The organism is Rhodococcus sp. AW25M09, assembly GCF_000333955.1.
In the GTDB taxonomy this organism is placed as follows: Bacteria; Actinomycetota; Actinomycetes; order Mycobacteriales; family Mycobacteriaceae; genus Rhodococcoides.
Window position 1 is genome coordinate 1 of sequence record NZ_CAPS01000029.1, and the last position, 14,780, is coordinate 14,780.

At 67.1% G+C, this 14,780-nt stretch carries 18 protein-coding genes; 8 read left to right on the forward strand and 10 right to left on the reverse strand.

What is annotated here, in order from left to right:
• Both RHODMAR_RS05175 and RHODMAR_RS05180 read right to left on the reverse strand, forming a co-directional pair.
• Window positions 1-646, reverse strand: a 646-nt coding sequence (locus RHODMAR_RS05175) for a CPBP family glutamic-type intramembrane protease (protein WP_008712026.1), incomplete at its 3' end; no start/stop codon positions are given.
• A 34-nt stretch (window positions 647-680) separates the two neighbouring features.
• Complete coding sequence (locus tag RHODMAR_RS05180) at window positions 681-1,451, reverse strand: DUF2470 domain-containing protein (RefSeq protein WP_008712028.1); 771 nt, start codon at window positions 1,449-1,451, stop codon at window positions 681-683.
• A 110-nt stretch (window positions 1,452-1,561) separates the two neighbouring features.
• On the opposite strand from RHODMAR_RS05180, the gene RHODMAR_RS05185 reads away from it, so the two are divergent.
• Genes RHODMAR_RS05185 through RHODMAR_RS05195 form a run of 3 tightly spaced genes read left to right on the forward strand, consistent with a single transcriptional unit; the run spans window position 1,562 to window position 3,889 of the window.
• Window positions 1,562-2,284 (forward strand): hypothetical protein, encoded by a 723-nt coding sequence (locus RHODMAR_RS05185; RefSeq protein WP_008712030.1) that lies wholly within the window; start codon window positions 1,562-1,564, stop codon window positions 2,282-2,284.
• Between the two features lie 10 nt (window positions 2,285-2,294).
• Window positions 2,295-3,227, forward strand: a complete 933-nt coding sequence (pheA, locus tag RHODMAR_RS05190) for a prephenate dehydratase (protein ID WP_008712032.1) — start codon at window positions 2,295-2,297, stop codon at window positions 3,225-3,227.
• Entirely contained in the window at window positions 3,224-3,889 is a 666-nt protein-coding gene (locus RHODMAR_RS05195) for a histidine phosphatase family protein (RefSeq protein WP_042938083.1), read from the forward strand. The genes pheA and RHODMAR_RS05195 overlap by 4 nt, the downstream gene beginning before the upstream one ends.
• 33 nt (window positions 3,890-3,922) lie before the next feature.
• Here RHODMAR_RS05195 and RHODMAR_RS05200 read toward each other — a convergent pair whose 3' ends face one another.
• The 5 genes from RHODMAR_RS05200 to RHODMAR_RS05220 all read right to left on the reverse strand — a co-directional run bounded on the left by RHODMAR_RS05200 (window position 3,923) and on the right by RHODMAR_RS05220 (window position 8,068).
• The gene (locus RHODMAR_RS05200; protein ID WP_008712036.1) at window positions 3,923-4,741 is read right to left on the reverse strand and encodes an ESX secretion-associated protein EspG; all 819 of its coding nucleotides are present in this window, start codon (window positions 4,739-4,741) and stop codon (window positions 3,923-3,925) included.
• On the reverse strand, window positions 4,738-5,910 hold the full coding sequence (locus RHODMAR_RS05205; protein ID WP_232433585.1) for a PPE domain-containing protein: 1,173 nt from the start codon (window positions 5,908-5,910) through the stop codon (window positions 4,738-4,740). The genes RHODMAR_RS05200 and RHODMAR_RS05205 overlap by 4 nt, the downstream gene beginning before the upstream one ends.
• A gap of 123 nt (window positions 5,911-6,033) precedes the next feature.
• Window positions 6,034-6,345, reverse strand: a complete 312-nt coding sequence (locus tag RHODMAR_RS05210) for a PE family protein (RefSeq protein WP_008712041.1) — start codon at window positions 6,343-6,345, stop codon at window positions 6,034-6,036.
• A gap of 291 nt (window positions 6,346-6,636) precedes the next feature.
• On the reverse strand, window positions 6,637-6,969 hold the full coding sequence (locus RHODMAR_RS05215; RefSeq protein ID WP_008712043.1) for a metallopeptidase family protein: 333 nt from the start codon (window positions 6,967-6,969) through the stop codon (window positions 6,637-6,639).
• Window positions 6,970-6,982: 13 nt separating this feature from the next.
• A complete protein-coding gene (locus RHODMAR_RS05220) occupies window positions 6,983-8,068 on the reverse strand; it encodes a septum formation family protein (protein WP_042938085.1) in 1,086 nt (361 codons plus the stop codon).
• Between the two features lie 90 nt (window positions 8,069-8,158).
• Between RHODMAR_RS05220 and RHODMAR_RS28935 the strand changes: the two genes are divergently transcribed.
• Entirely contained in the window at window positions 8,159-8,350 is a 192-nt protein-coding gene (locus RHODMAR_RS28935; RefSeq protein ID WP_008712048.1) for a hypothetical protein, read from the forward strand.
• A gap of 11 nt (window positions 8,351-8,361) precedes the next feature.
• Window positions 8,362-9,615, forward strand: a complete 1,254-nt coding sequence (gene serS, locus RHODMAR_RS05230) for a serine--tRNA ligase (protein ID WP_008712050.1) — start codon at window positions 8,362-8,364, stop codon at window positions 9,613-9,615.
• 16 nt (window positions 9,616-9,631) lie between these two features.
• On the opposite strand, the gene RHODMAR_RS05235 is transcribed toward serS, so the two are convergent.
• Window positions 9,632-10,540: a hypothetical protein gene (locus RHODMAR_RS05235; RefSeq protein ID WP_051047802.1), complete on the reverse strand. Its 909-nt coding sequence runs from the start codon at window positions 10,538-10,540 to the stop codon at window positions 9,632-9,634.
• Window positions 10,541-10,613: 73 nt separating this feature from the next.
• On the opposite strand from RHODMAR_RS05235, the gene RHODMAR_RS05240 reads away from it, so the two are divergent.
• Together RHODMAR_RS05240 and RHODMAR_RS05245 are read left to right on the forward strand one after the other, a co-directional pair.
• The gene (locus RHODMAR_RS05240) at window positions 10,614-11,354 is read left to right on the forward strand and encodes a lysophospholipid acyltransferase family protein (protein ID WP_008712052.1); all 741 of its coding nucleotides are present in this window, start codon (window positions 10,614-10,616) and stop codon (window positions 11,352-11,354) included.
• A gap of 8 nt (window positions 11,355-11,362) precedes the next feature.
• On the forward strand, window positions 11,363-11,848 hold the full coding sequence (locus RHODMAR_RS05245) for a GNAT family N-acetyltransferase (protein WP_008712055.1): 486 nt from the start codon (window positions 11,363-11,365) through the stop codon (window positions 11,846-11,848).
• Between the two features lie 7 nt (window positions 11,849-11,855).
• On the opposite strand, the gene RHODMAR_RS05250 is transcribed toward RHODMAR_RS05245, so the two are convergent.
• Both RHODMAR_RS05250 and RHODMAR_RS05255 read right to left on the reverse strand, forming a co-directional pair.
• Window positions 11,856-13,283 (reverse strand): sensor histidine kinase, encoded by a 1,428-nt coding sequence (locus RHODMAR_RS05250; RefSeq protein WP_051047805.1) that lies wholly within the window; start codon window positions 13,281-13,283, stop codon window positions 11,856-11,858.
• Between the two features lie 8 nt (window positions 13,284-13,291).
• Entirely contained in the window at window positions 13,292-13,987 is a 696-nt protein-coding gene (locus RHODMAR_RS05255) for a response regulator transcription factor (RefSeq protein ID WP_051047807.1), read from the reverse strand.
• A gap of 128 nt (window positions 13,988-14,115) precedes the next feature.
• Here RHODMAR_RS05255 and RHODMAR_RS28145 point away from each other — a divergent pair, with 128 nt between their 5' ends.
• Window positions 14,116-14,778 carry a hypothetical protein gene (locus RHODMAR_RS28145; RefSeq protein ID WP_157225993.1) on the forward strand — a complete coding sequence of 221 codons (663 nt, stop codon included), beginning with the start codon at window positions 14,116-14,118 and terminating at the stop codon, window positions 14,776-14,778.
• Window positions 14,779-14,780: the final 2 nt, after the last annotated feature.

Here is a 14,780-nt window from a genome sequence, read left to right on the forward strand (position 1 = left end):
CCTGATAGAGGTGGTAGCTGCCGCGCAGGAGCGCGGAACACACCAGCGACCTGTTCTCGCTCAGTCCGAGTCTGCGGAGCCGAGAGATCAGGTACGCCACGACGATGATCTCCTCGGCACCGGAGTTGGCCAGGGCGTACAGAATCAGTGCCGGGACGCGCCACCAGTGGTCGTCGAGGGCGCTGGGAACGACGTTCAAATTGAACCCGAGTGCGTTGCCGACGAGGTACAGCGCGAGGCCGGGCAAGCCGAGCAGCGCCGCCAGGCCGACGCCGTGACCGAGGTCGATCTTCAGGCGCGGCCTGGCCAGTCCGACAGCGCGCGGGGCCAGATCGGCTCGCCACAGCAGGTACAAGCCCAGCGCGCCCCACGCGCACAATCGCAGGATGCTCAGCAGTTGGAACAGCAGATCGACCAGGCTGAAGCTGGACCGCGACGAGTTCAGTGCGACGGTCTGATCGGACAGGGCAGCGGTCTGCAGGGCGTCCTCGACGAGCGAGAGGATGCTGCTCAGGCCGCTGAGGCCGAACGTTGCCAGCAGCACGATCGCGATTTCGACCTTGATGGTCGTGCGTTCGCGGGCGTCGGGCAGGGGAGCGGTGTGCTCCGGCGGCGGTGGCGTCAACCAGTTCTTGAAGTCGATCACCGCACGAGTCTGCCCTGTTTCTCGTGCTGAGGTGTCAGCCGCGGGCGCGTAGGCCGTTGAGGAACGGGCAGCCGGCAAGCACCCGCAGCGCGCGGCTGAGGGAGACCACGTCGTCGACGGGCTCGGCGAATCCCAGCCTGACGTCGTTGTCTGCGTGCTCGCCTTCGATGCGCAACCTGATGCCGTAGCGATCGATGCCCAGTGGGCGCACCCGTCCCTGCCGCAGCGACGGCGGGAGCCGCCGGGACAGTTGGGCGAGCAGATCGGGATGGTCTGCGTCCAGATGCTCGAGCCAGGTGGTCTCCATCTCCCAGAACGGGTCGGGGTCGGCGGCCAGCAGCGAGTCGATGTCGACCGGCTCCGCGCCGGTGCTGTCTGCGACCACAGCGGAGCCGACGATCAGCCGCATCAGCGACGTGGTGTGCCCTACGTCCAGCAGCGCCGGATGCGGGTGTTCGGCGGCCACGGCTCCGGCCATGGGACGCATGAGCGACGCCGGTACGGGACGCAGTTCGCCGCGAAGCCACACCAGCGAACGGACGGTTTCACGCAGGGCGAGCGGAGCGTGATCGGTGAGTTCGAGAACGGCAGGAATTCCGGCGCGGGAGGACTGCCAGGTATCGGCGGCGTCGAGCGACTCGGTCGGGACGGCCAGAATCATCTCGCCGTTGGGTCGCAGGTGGTGCAGCGATGTGATCACCGGATCGCTGCCGTCGATGGCCAGGTTGGCACCGTCGGCGCGCATGCAGGCACTCCGCACGCGTTCGGCGGTGGAGGGTCCGGTGGTGGTGGTTGCGCCGAGCATGGGCTCCTCCGATGCGTTCGGGCCCGATAGTGGGTCGAGTAGGTGAGGCAAACCTAAGTTAGCGCGGTGGGGCGAGGATCGCAAGAGCGCGCCGGGACTAACGTGAGCATGTGCCGATTCCGCTGACCCTCGGTGTGCCGCACCGACCCGATCCGAACGCGCTCGTCCACGAGCTGCTGCTGCCGCGATGTTCCGATGCCCAGGCTCTGCAGACGGCCCCACGCGGGGACGAGTACGGCCCGCCGGTCGTTCGGGCCTCGACGCTGCTCGCCATGCCGGGATCGGACGATCTCGGACGCATCGTGGTGCACCTCGACGTCGATCCCGACGAGCTTCGCTCGGGTCGGACCGGCAATTACGAGGCCGTTCGGTTCGACGTCGATGCTCCGGCCGAGCATCTCGCCGACGCGCTCGCGCTCCGGTTGCCCTCCCCTCTGGTCGTCTTTCCGGTGTTCGACGCGATCGACGTGGCCGAGACGGCGGAGGCGGTCGTCTTCGCGCACCGGACCCCGGGCATCAGCGCCGTGGACACTCCGCGCCGCATCGCCGACGTGCTCGCGGTGGTCTCGCACGCCGATGTGGGCCTGGTGGCCCGCGCCGACACCGGCGACCAGGTGCTGGCGATCCTCGCCGCAACGGTGGCATCGTTGCGGGGGGACGACATCGCCGGTGCCCTGGCCGCCCCGAACGTCGCCGCGCTGCGGGCTCTGATTCCCGAGGCCGCGGAGGCGGTGCGGGAAGTGTTGCTCGGAATCGAGATCGCGGACGCCGCCCGCGCCCGTGCGCGGCTCGTCGAGGTCGGGTTGATCGCCGACCGGAGCGCGGCAACGTAGCCTTCAAGGCGTGCCTCGTATCGCTTATTTCGGTCCATCGGGAACGTTCACGGAGATGGCGCTGGCGCAGTTCGAAAAGCAAGGAACCATCGATGCCGTCGGCCTGGAAGGTGCGGTCGAGAGGGTGTCGGCGTCGAGCCCGCCCGCGGCACTCGAGGCCGTGCGCTCGGGCACCGTCGACGCCGCCGTGGTTCCCATCGAAAGCTCGATAGAAGGCGCAGTTCCCCCCACCCTCGACGCGTTGTCCGAGGGTCGCCGCTTGCAAATCGTTGCCGAGACCGAGATCGAGGTGGCCTTCACCGTTCTCGGTGGCCCCGGTGTCACGCTCGCCTCGGCCCGCACGATCAGCGCCTACCCGATCGCTCTCAATCAGGTGAGGCAGTGGCTGCAGGCCGCCATGCCCGATGCGGTGGTCCAGTCGGCATCGTCGAATGCGGGTGCGGCAGAAGATGTTGCCGCCGGAACCGTCGACTCTGCTGTGTCGACGCGGCTCGCCGGTGAGCGTCTGGGGCTGCAGTCGCTGGCCGAGGGCATCATCGACTTCGAGGGCGCGCGAACCCGCTTCGTACTGGTGACACCGCCACGGCCGGTTGCGCCTCGCACCGGTGCAGACCGCACCTCGGTAGTACTCGAGCCGCCGAACGATCCCGGCACGCTGCCTGCGGCGTTGGCCGAGTTCGGAATTCGCAATATCGACCTGACGTTCATCGAATCACGTCCTACCCGTTCGCAATTCGGTACGTACAGATTCTTCATCGATTGCTCGGGCCATATCGAGGATCCGCTGGTTGCCGAGGCGCTGACGGCATTTCACCGCAAGATGCCACTCCGCTTCCTCGGATCGTGGCCCATGGCAACAGGAGTGGGCGGATCGGTGCCACCGCCGATCGACGAACATGTGCAGTGGCTCAGTGACATCCGCGCCGGACGCTGTGATCTGTGATGGGCAAGCTGATCCTCGTGCGGCACGGCCAGACGACCGCGAACGTTGCCAAGGTATTGGACACCGCGCCGCCCGGAGCGGAGTTGACCGAGCTGGGGCACCAGCAAGCCGAGAAGTATGCGCAGACGTGGGTCGGGCACCCGCCTGCTGTGTTGGTCTCGTCGCGTGCGTTGCGCGCCAAGCAAACAGCCGGCTACATCGAGCGCGCGACCGGGGTTCCGCTCGTGGTGTCCGACGGAATTCACGAGACCTTTGCCGGAGACCTGGAAGACCGAGACGACCCTGACGCGCACCGCGAGTTCACCGAGATCTTCCATCGCTGGCACACCGGTGATCTGGCGGCGGCCGTGTCCGGCGGAGACAGCGGGCACTCTGTGCTGGAACGCTATGTGCCGGTGCTCGACGCTCTCCGCATGCAGTATCTGGGCGACGAGACGGCCGGAGATGTCGTCGTCGTGAGCCACGGTGCCGCCATCAGGTTGGTCGCGGCAGTACTGGCCGGGGTCGACGGCTCCTTCGCTGCGGACAACCACCTCGACAACACCCACACCATCGAGCTGGTGCCGCTGCCGGGCGGCGGGTGGGCCTGCGCCAAGTGGGGCACGCTCCTGCCGCCGTTCGAGGGCAAAGGCAGCCACAAAGCGGACAATCCGATCAGCTAGTCCGGTTCCCGATCAGCCAGCCCGGTCCGACCGCTAGAGCCGGTGCTCTCGGGCCGCCGCGATCAGCTCGGTCAGGGCCGCAGTGACTTTGCTGTTCGTTGCGCCGGTCAGCGAGGTCCAGGACGTGCCGTCTGCGGCGAGGGCCGAGGTGGCGACGATGCGTCCGGCTCGGGTGTCGAACAGGGCCACGGGCCGGCCCGCCACATGCCGGGTGCCGTGTCTGCTTGCGACGGCCGTGATCTCGGTTCTGCCGGCGCTCGTGGCCATCGCCGACGCGAGTGCCGCGGCGCGGTCGTCCGCTATTCCGATTCGGCGCAGCCGGGACGCGGTTGCGCCGACATCGCTCGGGGCCGCGTCGAGGGCCTCTGCCAGCAGGTCGGTCGGCGCGTTGATGTTGCCCGGGTCGAACGGTGTGGCCGAGCCGATCGATGCAGCGAGGTCTCGGGCCGGGTCGCCCTGGATCACACCGATGGTGAGCACGTCGTCTCTGCGCACAGCCGAGACCGTGATCCGGTCGTCGGACGCAACGCAGATTCGGGTAGTAGGAGCGGGCTCCTCGACCTCGAACACGCGAGCCGAGATGTACCAGTGCGGTTGTTCGAGGACCCGCAGCCAGTGCTGAAGATCCTCGTGAACGCGGCCACCGGTCAGTAGTCCCACGGTGTCGAGTGCGCTGCGGCCACGCCCCAGTGCGCGGTCTCGGGCAACTGCGTCGTCGAAGCGCGGAAACACATCGAGGACAACGGGCAGCTCGGCGATCGACAGTTCGTCGACCAGGAAGTCCATCTCGTCGACTCCGAGCCTGGCGTTCGGCAATGTGTGGCCCACCGGCACGGTTCCCAAGTCGATCAACGGCCGTTCCCGCTGGTGTCGGATACGGGCAGAGTCGGATCCGCGCCGATGACGGACGGCGCAACGGTGCGGCCGTCCGCGAAGTGCTCGAACTGCTTGAGGTAGTCAGGAGTCTCGTGCTCGTCGTCCTCGGCCTGCCCACGTGCGCCCGAGGCCGGAGCGCCCGCCCCGCCGGTTCCACGCTGAGCGAGGCTCCCGTCGGCTGCGGTGGGTGCGCCGAATCCAGCGGCGGGACCATTCTGGCCTGCAGCTACCGGCGTCGACCCACCACCGGCCGGACCCAACGCAGAGCCGGGGATTCCGACGCCGCCGCCGACGCCGCCGTTTCCGCCGCCACCCGCTCCGAACGACACCGGACGCGTGGACGCCGGGCCGACCGCAGGAGACGCCGAACCTCCCGGCGCGAATCCGTGTCCACCGGTGGCCCCCGATCCGCCGGACAGTGCGTTCGACGCGATGTTCGATGCGGCGGTGGCCACCGTGGACACACCTGTTCCGGCGATGGAGGTGGCAGCGCTACCGATCTGGCCCGCTGCCGCGGCCACACCGGGATTCTGCATGGCCGCCATCGCACTGCCGACCGCAGCCTGAACGGGCGAGGTCATCAGCGCGCCGTTGGCGAATTTGCCCAGGCCGCTACCGGAATCGGACACGATGCCGGGCGGGTGATCGAAGGTGGTCTTGACGATGCGGTGCGAGGAGACCAGCTCGAACCCCTCCATGACCAGGGCCGCACGGATGTCGAGCAAGCGGTCGGCCACCTCGGCTGCCTCGTAGCTGCCGTTCAGCGCACCGCCCGTCGAAGCAGCGGTGACCTTGGCGGCCTGTACGGCGCCTATTTCCACAAGCGAGGGCATGGTCGCCAGCGCGACGCCGTAGGAGGTACCGGCGGCCGGGGCCTCGACCGACAACGCCGCAGCTTTGAGTGCCGTCGTGCCGGTCCAGGTTGCGAAACGGGCGAGCGCCGCCTGAGCGAGCAGCGCCGAATCGCCCTCCCAGCCTGCGGTCAATGCTGCCGTCACGGCGGCGATGCTCGCCGACGCCTCGGTGAACGCCGCCGCCACCGAACCCCACGCACCGCCTGCGACATGTAACGGCACCGGACCCGGCCCGAGCAATCGCATCGAATTTCCGGTCGCCGTGCGTGGCAGCCACACCACACCTGTCACTCCGAGCGTCATCCTCTAGCCCCCATGATGTTCGAACCCTGCGTCATTGTCGTGGTGCGGTCGAGATCTGTGCGGTCGAGATCTGTGTGGTCGAGATATGCGTGGTCGCGATCGGTGCCTGCGTCAGATACCGGGTAGTCCCGGCAGGCCACCGGCCGTGTCGTCGTCGGTGGCCACGTAGTCCGCGGCCTGCTTGCGCAGTTCCTCGGCCGCCCGGTGCAGCTCCGAGATGCCCTGCGCTGCTGCGGGTCCGAAGGTGTCGGCCGCGGTACCGAAGAATCGTTCGGTGAGCAGCGACACCTCGTCGGTGCCCGGCGGCAGAGGCCGCACCGGGACAGCCGTCGCGGTGACGGCGGCCTGTAGCCGAGCGGCGACCGCATCGAGTTCCGAAGCAGCGAGCTGAAGTGCCACCGGATCCACCTTGATGACGGTCATGAGCCACGCTCCTTGATCGAAGAACTTCCACTGTCGGTAGATAGGACGCCACCGTGCTCGGTTTGGTTCCATCGACCCGAGAAAAATTCCGACCGACTTCTCGGCCACCGAACCGGCCATCCACAGGCAGTGGTGAGAACCGAGTGCGGGTTGGCCCGGCTCGAGCGTGACCTGCCTCCGGGCGAATGGACCAGTGCACCGGTGAGACGTATTCAAAGTGCCATTGACGCGCTTGGGTGGGGGGCGCGCTGGGGTCGATCGGTGGGTCAGGACCGAAGCGGGTGTGTCGGCTCAGCCGAATCCGAGTCGATGCAGTCGCTCGTCGTCGATGCCGAAGTGATGTCCGATTTCGTGGGCCACCGTGATGGCGATTTCGCGCCGAGCCTCGGTCTCGTCGTCGACCATCTCGAGGATCGGCTTGCGGTAGATGGTGATGACGTCGGGGAGGTGGCCGCTGTACTCGAAGCGGTCGGTCAGCGCGATGCCCTCGTACAAGCCGAGAATGTCCTCGGTGGGGTGTTCTTCTTCGACGAGAACGACCACGTTGTTCATGAAGTCGGTGAGCTCACGCGGGAGGGTGTCGAGCGCGTCGGACACTGCTTCCTCGAAGTCGACGCGGCTCATGTGGGTGGGGATGTCAGCCTCCGGCAGTGATCGGAGCAGCGCCTGGAAGCGGGGTCGGGAGCGCGCGGCCGTCGGGAGCGGCGGGGGGTGGGACGGGCGCTGTGCCGTTGATGAGGATGTCGCCCTTGGCGGTGCCGACGATGGTCGCGAAGCCGCCCGATTCGAGTTCCTTGCCCACCGAGCACGTCACCCGGCGGCTACCGGCAAGCCAACTGGAGACGTCGATGGTGTCCCAGAACAGCGTGAGGGTCTTGTCGCGCAGTGCGGTGTCGTAGCCGAGGTAGCTGTTGACGGCATCGGTGCACGTGCCTTCCAGATACTTGTCCTGATCGCCCTCGGACGGGTTGTCGCCGGGGAACTGCTGAGTCAGGTTGATCACCGACGCCACTTCGTACGCGTGTGGAGCCGAGCAGTCCACCGGATCTGCGGGCACGTTCTGATTGATGCCGATGCACGTGCCCGTCGGCCAGACCTTGGACTGGTCCTGATCGAGAATGGAGCCGGTCACCTCCAGCAAGGCACCGGTGTTCGACGGCATCTGCACCCCACAGCGCAAGGTCCGTTCGCCCTTGGCCCACCCGGCCTGGCTGGGGAACATCAGCCCGACGCCGAAGCGACCGCTGGGATCGAATTTGGCACCGACGTAATCGTCGACGGCGGCCATGCAGTGTTCGTCGCGCAATTCACCGAAGCGAATGGACCCGGGGTACGGCGAACCCGGACCGAACTCGACGCCGGGGTAGACGCTCATGTCTATGTCGCGGGCGACCTCGAAGCGATGGGGATCGGCGCAGGGTACTTCTGCGAGATCCTGTCGGTCCGTCTCCGGATCGTCGGTGGGCGTCCACTGCAGGCACACACCTGGATCGGCGGCACCGAAAGAGGATGCCGTCACAGGTCCGTCGGTCACGGGCCCGGCGGCCGCCGAATGCGTGACGATCTTCTCGGGCGTCGAGAACCCATCGGAGAAGACAACCGTCGCCCCGGCAGCGAGCACCGCACCCACCGCGACCATGGCAAGCCCACGTCGAGCGGTGTTTGCGGACAGCGTTCGACGAGTTCTCTCGCTCGTCGGGGGAGCTGGTTCGTATCCGGACATCGCCCCCCATCATGCCCGAATACGTTCGGTCGTCATGAGCGACCCGACCGGCGACGGTGACCTCGGCGAGCTCGCCGTAGGCCGTTCGTGATGGCGCGTACCGACGACGTTGCAGGTCGGGCCAGTCACGTCGAAGCGGGCGTTCCGGTGGTACCGCACGCGCGCGCTGCTCGAACGCAGTGCCGATGTGACCGAGTCGACCCATTCGGCGGCCGCCCGTCGGCGATCGATGCCGCCACGCTGTTCGGACGCGAGGACTACCTGGGGTTGCTCGGCAAGTAAGGTTCGTTCTCGTGATCGACCTGAAATTCCTTCGCGAAAATCCCGATGCCGTGCGCGCCTCGCAGCGCACCCGAGGCGAGGACCCCGCTCTCGTCGACGCACTTCTCGACGCGGACGCGTCCCGCCGGGCAGCGGTGCTGGCGGGAGATCAGTTGCGCGCCGAGCAGAAGGCACTGGGAAAGCAGGTCGGTAAGGCCTCAGCCGAGGATCGTCCCGCTCTCCTCGCCGGGGCATCGGAGCTCGCCGCCAAGGTCAAGGCCGCCCAGGCCACCGAAGCCGAGGCCGATGCGGCTCTCGATACCGCTCACCGCGCGATCTCCAACATCGTCCAGGACGGCACGCCTGCAGGCGGCGAGGACGACTTCGTGCTGCTCGAGACCGTCGGCGATCTCCCGGAGTTCGATTTCGAGCCCAAGGATCACCTGGAACTCGGTGAAGCGCTGAACCTGATCGACATGGAGCGCGGAGCGAAGGTGTCCGGCTCGCGGTTCTACTTCATGACCGGCTACGGCGCGCTCCTTCAGCAGGGCCTGCTGCAGCTCGCGGCGCAGAAGGCCGTCAAGAACGGCTTCACCATGATGATCCCGCCGGTACTGGTGCGGCCGGAAATCATGTCGGGAACCGGCTTCCTCGGCGCACACGCAGACGAGATCTACCGACTCGAAGCCGACGACCTCTACCTCGTCGGAACCTCGGAAGTGGCGCTCGCGGGGTACCACTCGGGTGAGATCATCGACCTCGCCGACGGCCCGAAGCGCTACGCCGGCTGGTCGTCGTGCTTCCGCCGTGAAGCAGGCAGCTACGGCAAGGACACGCGCGGCATCATCCGCGTCCATCAGTTCGACAAGATCGAGATGTTCTCGTACATCAAACCGGAAGACGCGGCGGCCGAGCACCAGAAGCTGCTGGAGTTCGAGAAGGAAATGCTCGCTGCCGTCGAGGTGCCGTACCGCGTCATCGACACAGCAGGCGGCGACCTCGGCTCCTCGGCTGCTCGCAAATTCGACTGCGAGGCCTGGGTGCCCACCCAGAAGGCCTACCGGGAGCTGACCTCGACCTCGAACTGCACGACCTTCCAGGCCCGACGCCTGGGCGTGCGCTACCGCGACGAGAACGGCAAACCGCAGACCGCGGCGACGCTCAACGGCACCCTCGCCACCACCCGCTGGATCGTCGCGATCCTCGAAAACCACCAGCAGGCCGACGGCACCGTCCGGGTTCCTGCGGCCCTCGTGCCTTTCGTCGGAACGGACGTACTGCGCTAGTTCGCCGGCCGGCTACTCAGGCGATATCGCCGATGCAGTACCCCTCGCCGCCGATCGTCAGCACGAAGGTTCGGTTCTGATAGGTGCCGGATGCGTCGATGATGTCTGCGTTGACCTGGGTGTAGATGCCGTTCTGCGCGGTGACGAAAACGCTGTCGGAATTGAACGAGGTGATGGCGGGCAGGATGTCGGGATTCTCGACCAGGGGCGGCGCGGTGGGCAACCCGGTTCCGGCGGGATCCCACAGCCGGTTGCTGTCGCAGACGATCGGGTAATTCTCCTCGACATCGGCGCGGTTGACCGGAGTCCCGGCGAGACGTCCCAGATAGCGGTCGACGGTGTAGGCCGCATCTGTCGCGTCGAACACCGGCGCGGTGCCGGTGGGATACACGGTTGGGCACGCGTAACCGGATGCGATGTCAGAACGTTCGACGCTGACCGTCGCAGTGGGTCCGGTCCACGTCACGGCAAATTGGCCGTCGACGCCGGGGGTGGCCACCGCAGCGAGGATTGCGTTGGTGTCGACGTACATCGCGGGAATCTTGGTGGGCGGAACCGTCCAGCATCGCGCGGTGACGACACCGATGCCGCCGCCGGCCAGGTCATTGACGAACGGTCGCAGCGCAATGGCAGCGCCGGGGTTTCCGGGGACCTCGCCGACGGGCGGGCCGGGCGGGATCGGCGGGGGCGCGATGGTGGTCGCGACGGCCACGGTGGACTCCGGGGCGGTGGACTGCGGGGCGGTGGACTGCTCTGCGTTGGAGTCCGGGCCGTTGGACTGGGCGGCCTCGCTCGTCGCGGCAGGTTGCTCCGATGGAATTCCTACGGCGGAATCGCAGGCGCCGACGAGGGCGAGCGATGCGATCAGCGGCAGCGCGGTTCGGACGACTCGTGTGCGCCGGGCTGGTGCCGCTCTGTTCTTCACTGTGTTTCTCTCCCCCATTGCATTCTTTCCCGACCTTTTCTCCGGCCTCGTCCACCGACTACGCTAACGGACTGTGGAACCCGTCTACCGATCAGTCATCGGCATAGCCCGTACGATCTTCGCGTTCGAGGGCCTGAAATTCGAGGTCGAGGGCGAGGAACACATCCCTGCCACCGGTGGAGCGGTCATCGCCGTCAACCACACCGGATACATGGACTTCACCTACGCCGGGCTGCCTGCGCGGAGCGTGAAGCGCTACATCCGTTTCATGGCCAAGAAGGAAGTCTTCGACAACAAGATCTCCGGCCCGATCATGCGTGCGCTGCGGCACATACCCGTCGATCGCGGGGCGGGTGCCGAGTCGTACAAGGCGGCCGTCCAGAGCCTGCGCAACGGCGAACTCGTGGGCGTGTATCCGGAGGCGACTATCAGCCGCAGCTTCGAGATCAAGGAATTCAAGTCCGGTGCTGCGCGCATGGCTATCGAGGCCGGTGTGCCGATCATCCCGACGGTCATCTGGGGCGCGCAGCGCGTATGGACCAAGGGCTATCCGAAACGCCTGGGTCGCACGAACACTCCGATCTCGATCGCGGTAGGCGAGCCGGTGCCGGCGGTCGGTCCGCCGAACGAGCTGACCGAGAAGTTGCGCACAGTGATGCAGAAGATGCTGCTCGAACTGCAGGAGAGTTATCACCACGAGCCTGGTGCCTACTGGGTTCCGGCGCGACTGGGTGGCAGCGCACCGACCCTCGAAGAAGCCGACAAGCTGGACGCCGAGGACCTCGCGGCGCGTGCCGCCAAGCGGGCCGAGTAGGCATCACGGTGCATCTACGCGGTGAGCGGGTCGTGTTGCGGCCCGTCACCACCGAAGATGTGCCGGAGCTCCGTCGAATACTGCGTACCCCCGAGGTGTACGCGCGATGGGGCGACGAGGACGCCGATGAGAACTGGCCGTTCGACGACCCGAGCGAGAACCGTTTGGTCGTCGAATTCAACAGTGCAACAGTGGGATTGATCCAGTACGGTGAAGAGGTCGATCCGATGTATCGGCATGCGTCGATCGATATCTTCCTCGATCCGGCGGTGCACGGGCATGGTGTCGGCAAGGATGCCGTGGGCACACTGGTGCGGTACCTGACCGTCGAGCTGGGTCATCACCGGGTCGTGATCGACCCGGCCGCCGACAATGCTGCTGCGATAGCCTGTTACAGCGCAGTCGGTTTCGAGCCGGTGGGGATCATGCGCAAATACGAGAAGGGTCCGACCGGCTGGCACGACAGCCTGCTGATGGATCTCATCGTCGAGTAGTTTCGCGTCAGGTGGTCAGCGGAAGTGTCAGACGCAATCTCGCGCCGACAGGCCCTGCCTCGCAGACGAGTTCGCCGCCATGGGCCCGCGCGAGTGTGCGTGCGATCGAGAGGCCCAGCCCGACGCCGCCGGAGGCTCGGTCGCGTGCGGAGTTCAGCCGAACGAGCCGCTCGAAGATGCGCTCGCGGTCGGCCTCCGCGACACCGGGACCGTCGTCGTCGACGGTGACGACGGCCTGAGCATCAACGCTGACAGCCACTCGGACTGTGCCGTCGGGAGGAGTGAAGCGGCCGGCGTTGTCGAGGACGTTCGAGAGAATCTGCTCGATGCGGCCCACGTCCACCCGCACCGGTACCGACTGCGGGGCGTCGACCTCGAAATGGACGTGTGGGGACAGTAGAGCTGCCCGCTCGACGGTTCTTCGCGTCACGTCCGCGAGATCCGCATCGGTCAGTTCCAGATCCGAAGCATTTTCTGCACGAACGGAATCCAGCATATCGGCCACCAGACGCGACGCCCTGGACGATTCGCCGATCAGGAGCTCGCTCCACCTGGCAACTCTGTCCGGGCGCCGCTCGGCATCGCGCACCAGTGACTGCGCCAGCGCCGATATCCCGGCTACCGGGGTGCGCAGTTCGTGTGCCGCGTCGGCCAGGAATCGGCGCATGTCTTCCTCGGCCAGGCGCGCTGTGTGCGCGGCTGCGGCCTCTCTGCTCTCGGCGTCCTCCAAGGCGTCGAGCATCTCGTCGACAGCTGAGGCGGTTCGGCCGAGGTCGGACTTCGGTTTGGAGGGTAGGAGTCGCTTGCCCCTGTCGCCATTGGTGATTCGTCGCGCCACCGACGTCATCGAGTCCAGCGGAGACAGGGCGCGCCGCACGGCGACGGTGAGAGCGGCCGCGGCAAGCAGGAGCGTCACGGCACCTGCCACGACCATCAGAATGCGCAGTTGCTGTCGAACATCGGTGATGGCAGTGGTGTCGCCGAGTAGCGACAGCGTCGAGCCGTCCGGCAGAGGCTCGGTGATCAGCAGCGAATCCGTCGGTGGTGCAGGAGGATCGGGAGGGCCCGGGGGAGTGGGAGCGTTCGATGGGCCGGGAGGCCGAGTGGCGGGCTCGGGCACGTTGTCCAGAGCGGGGGGTCGGCCACCGGGCGCACCGTAGACCGCGCTGTCGGCGGTGGTGACGCGAACTCGGATGGCGTCGCCCTGCAGCGCCTGAGTTAGGTCCTCCGGACCGACGCCGCTGTTCACCAGTTCGATCGCACGGTCTGCCCGGTCGGTCAATCGGGCATCGAGATCGCGTCGGAGCTGTTGCCCCAGAACGACATCCACCGAGGCGCCGACGATGATGAGTAGCACCGCGAACAGTGCGACGACGGTGGCCACCACCCGCATGCGCAACGACGGGGTAGATGTGTGGTTCGTTGAGGTGCTCATTGTGGGGCTCATTGTGGTGCTCGTTGTGGGGCTCGCAAGGCGTAACCGAGACCGCGCACGGTGTGGATCATTCGCGGGCCATGGGCGTCCATCTTGCGACGCAGTGCACTGATATGCACCTCCACCAGGTTGCCGTCGTACGCGCCGTAGCCCCAGACCGCCTCGAGGATGGAGGTTTTGGAGACGGTGCGTCCGCGCTGCGCGACCAGGAACGTCGCCAGGCGCAGTTCGGTTGCCGTCAGGTCGAGGACGTGACCGGCTCGGGTGACAACTCCGGCCGGTTCGTCGACCAGCAGATCGCCCACCTGCACCGCATCGGACGATCGGCCGCGTCGGCGCAGCACCGACCGCGCTCGCGCAACCACCTCGTCGAGCTGAAACGGTTTGACCACGTAGTCGTCGGCACCTTCGCCGAGACCGCGGAGCCGGTCGTCCAATTCGTCTCTGGCAGTGACCATGATGATCCCCGCGTCGCTCCTCTGGCGAGCGACGTCGATGAGGGCGAACCCGTCCCGAGCGCCGGGCAGCATCACGTCGAGGATCACCACATCCGGGCGGAAGCCTGCCATCGTCGTCTCGAACGCGTCACCGTCGGCTGCAGCGGTAGCGACGAAGCCGGCGTCCTCGAACGACGCGACCAGAGCTTCCCGGATGGGCAGTGAGTCCTCCACCACCAGCACTCGGGGAGCGGAGTTGTGTGTCATGCCTCGATTGTCACCCGCAAGCTGAAGCGATCCTGAAGATACGCGCGGCTTCAGGATCACTTCAGCTTGCGGCGGCAGGGTCGGTGAGAGAACGAATCCAACGACACCGGTCCGAACAAGGAGTGAATGTGAACGATCAGACCCAGCCGATACCGGCCGCGTCGAACGCAGGAGACGGTTCGATTGCCGAATCCGAGGCACCACAGCAGACTGCACCGAAGCGGAGGAAGGGAAGGCTACCGCTGGTGGCGACGGCAGCAGCTGGGCTTGCCGTCGGAGCCCTCGTCGCGTCGGCCGTGTTCGCAGCTACTGGACCCGAGACGTCGCCCGCGGTCTCCACCGTCGCGTCGTCCTCGTCGCTGCCGCAGCGTACCGACGGTGGTGGAGGGTCCGATGCGTCCAGTACGCCGGCAGCTCCCGATTCCACCGACGGGTCGTCGGCTCCCACACCCGCTGACGGCGCGACTCCACCTGCGCCGGGTGATGGCGTAACCCCGCCTGCGCCGCCCATAGGTGGACCGGGACAGGGTGGCCCAGGTGAGGGTGGGCCAGGTCCGGGAGGGCCAGGAAAGGGCGGACCAGGCTCGGGCGGTCCCAGTGGCGCTACATGTGCCCCGGCTGACGGCGCGACCCCTCCGGCTCCGGCTGATGGTGCCACCCCTCCGGCTCCCCAGGCCGACGGTGCAACCCCTCCGCCCCCTCCGGCTCCCCCGGCCGACGGTGCCACCCCTCCGGCACCGGCCGATGGCGCTACCCCGCCTGCACCGCCTGCTGGTTCGTCCGGTTCCTGAAC

Excerpts from the sequence above, each read along its gene's own strand:
- RHODMAR_RS05180 (WP_008712028.1), bottom strand. The coding sequence starts at position 1,451 with ATGCTCGGCGCAACCACCACCACCGGACCCTCCACCGCCGAACGCGTG.
- RHODMAR_RS05215 (WP_008712043.1), bottom strand. The coding sequence starts at position 6,969 with ATGAGCCGCGTCGACTTCGAGGAAGCAGTGTCCGACGCGCTCGACACC.
- RHODMAR_RS05255 (WP_051047807.1), bottom strand. The coding sequence starts at position 13,987 with ATGACACACAACTCCGCTCCCCGAGTGCTGGTGGTGGAGGACTCACTG.
- RHODMAR_RS05220 (WP_042938085.1), bottom strand. The coding sequence starts at position 8,068 with ATGTCCGGATACGAACCAGCTCCCCCGACGAGCGAGAGAACTCGTCGA.
- RHODMAR_RS05250 (WP_051047805.1), bottom strand. The coding sequence starts at position 13,283 with ATGAGCACCTCAACGAACCACACATCTACCCCGTCGTTGCGCATGCGG.
- RHODMAR_RS05210 (WP_008712041.1), bottom strand. The coding sequence starts at position 6,345 with ATGACCGTCATCAAGGTGGATCCGGTGGCACTTCAGCTCGCTGCTTCG.
- RHODMAR_RS28935 (WP_008712048.1), top strand. The coding sequence starts at position 8,159 with ATGGCGCGTACCGACGACGTTGCAGGTCGGGCCAGTCACGTCGAAGCG.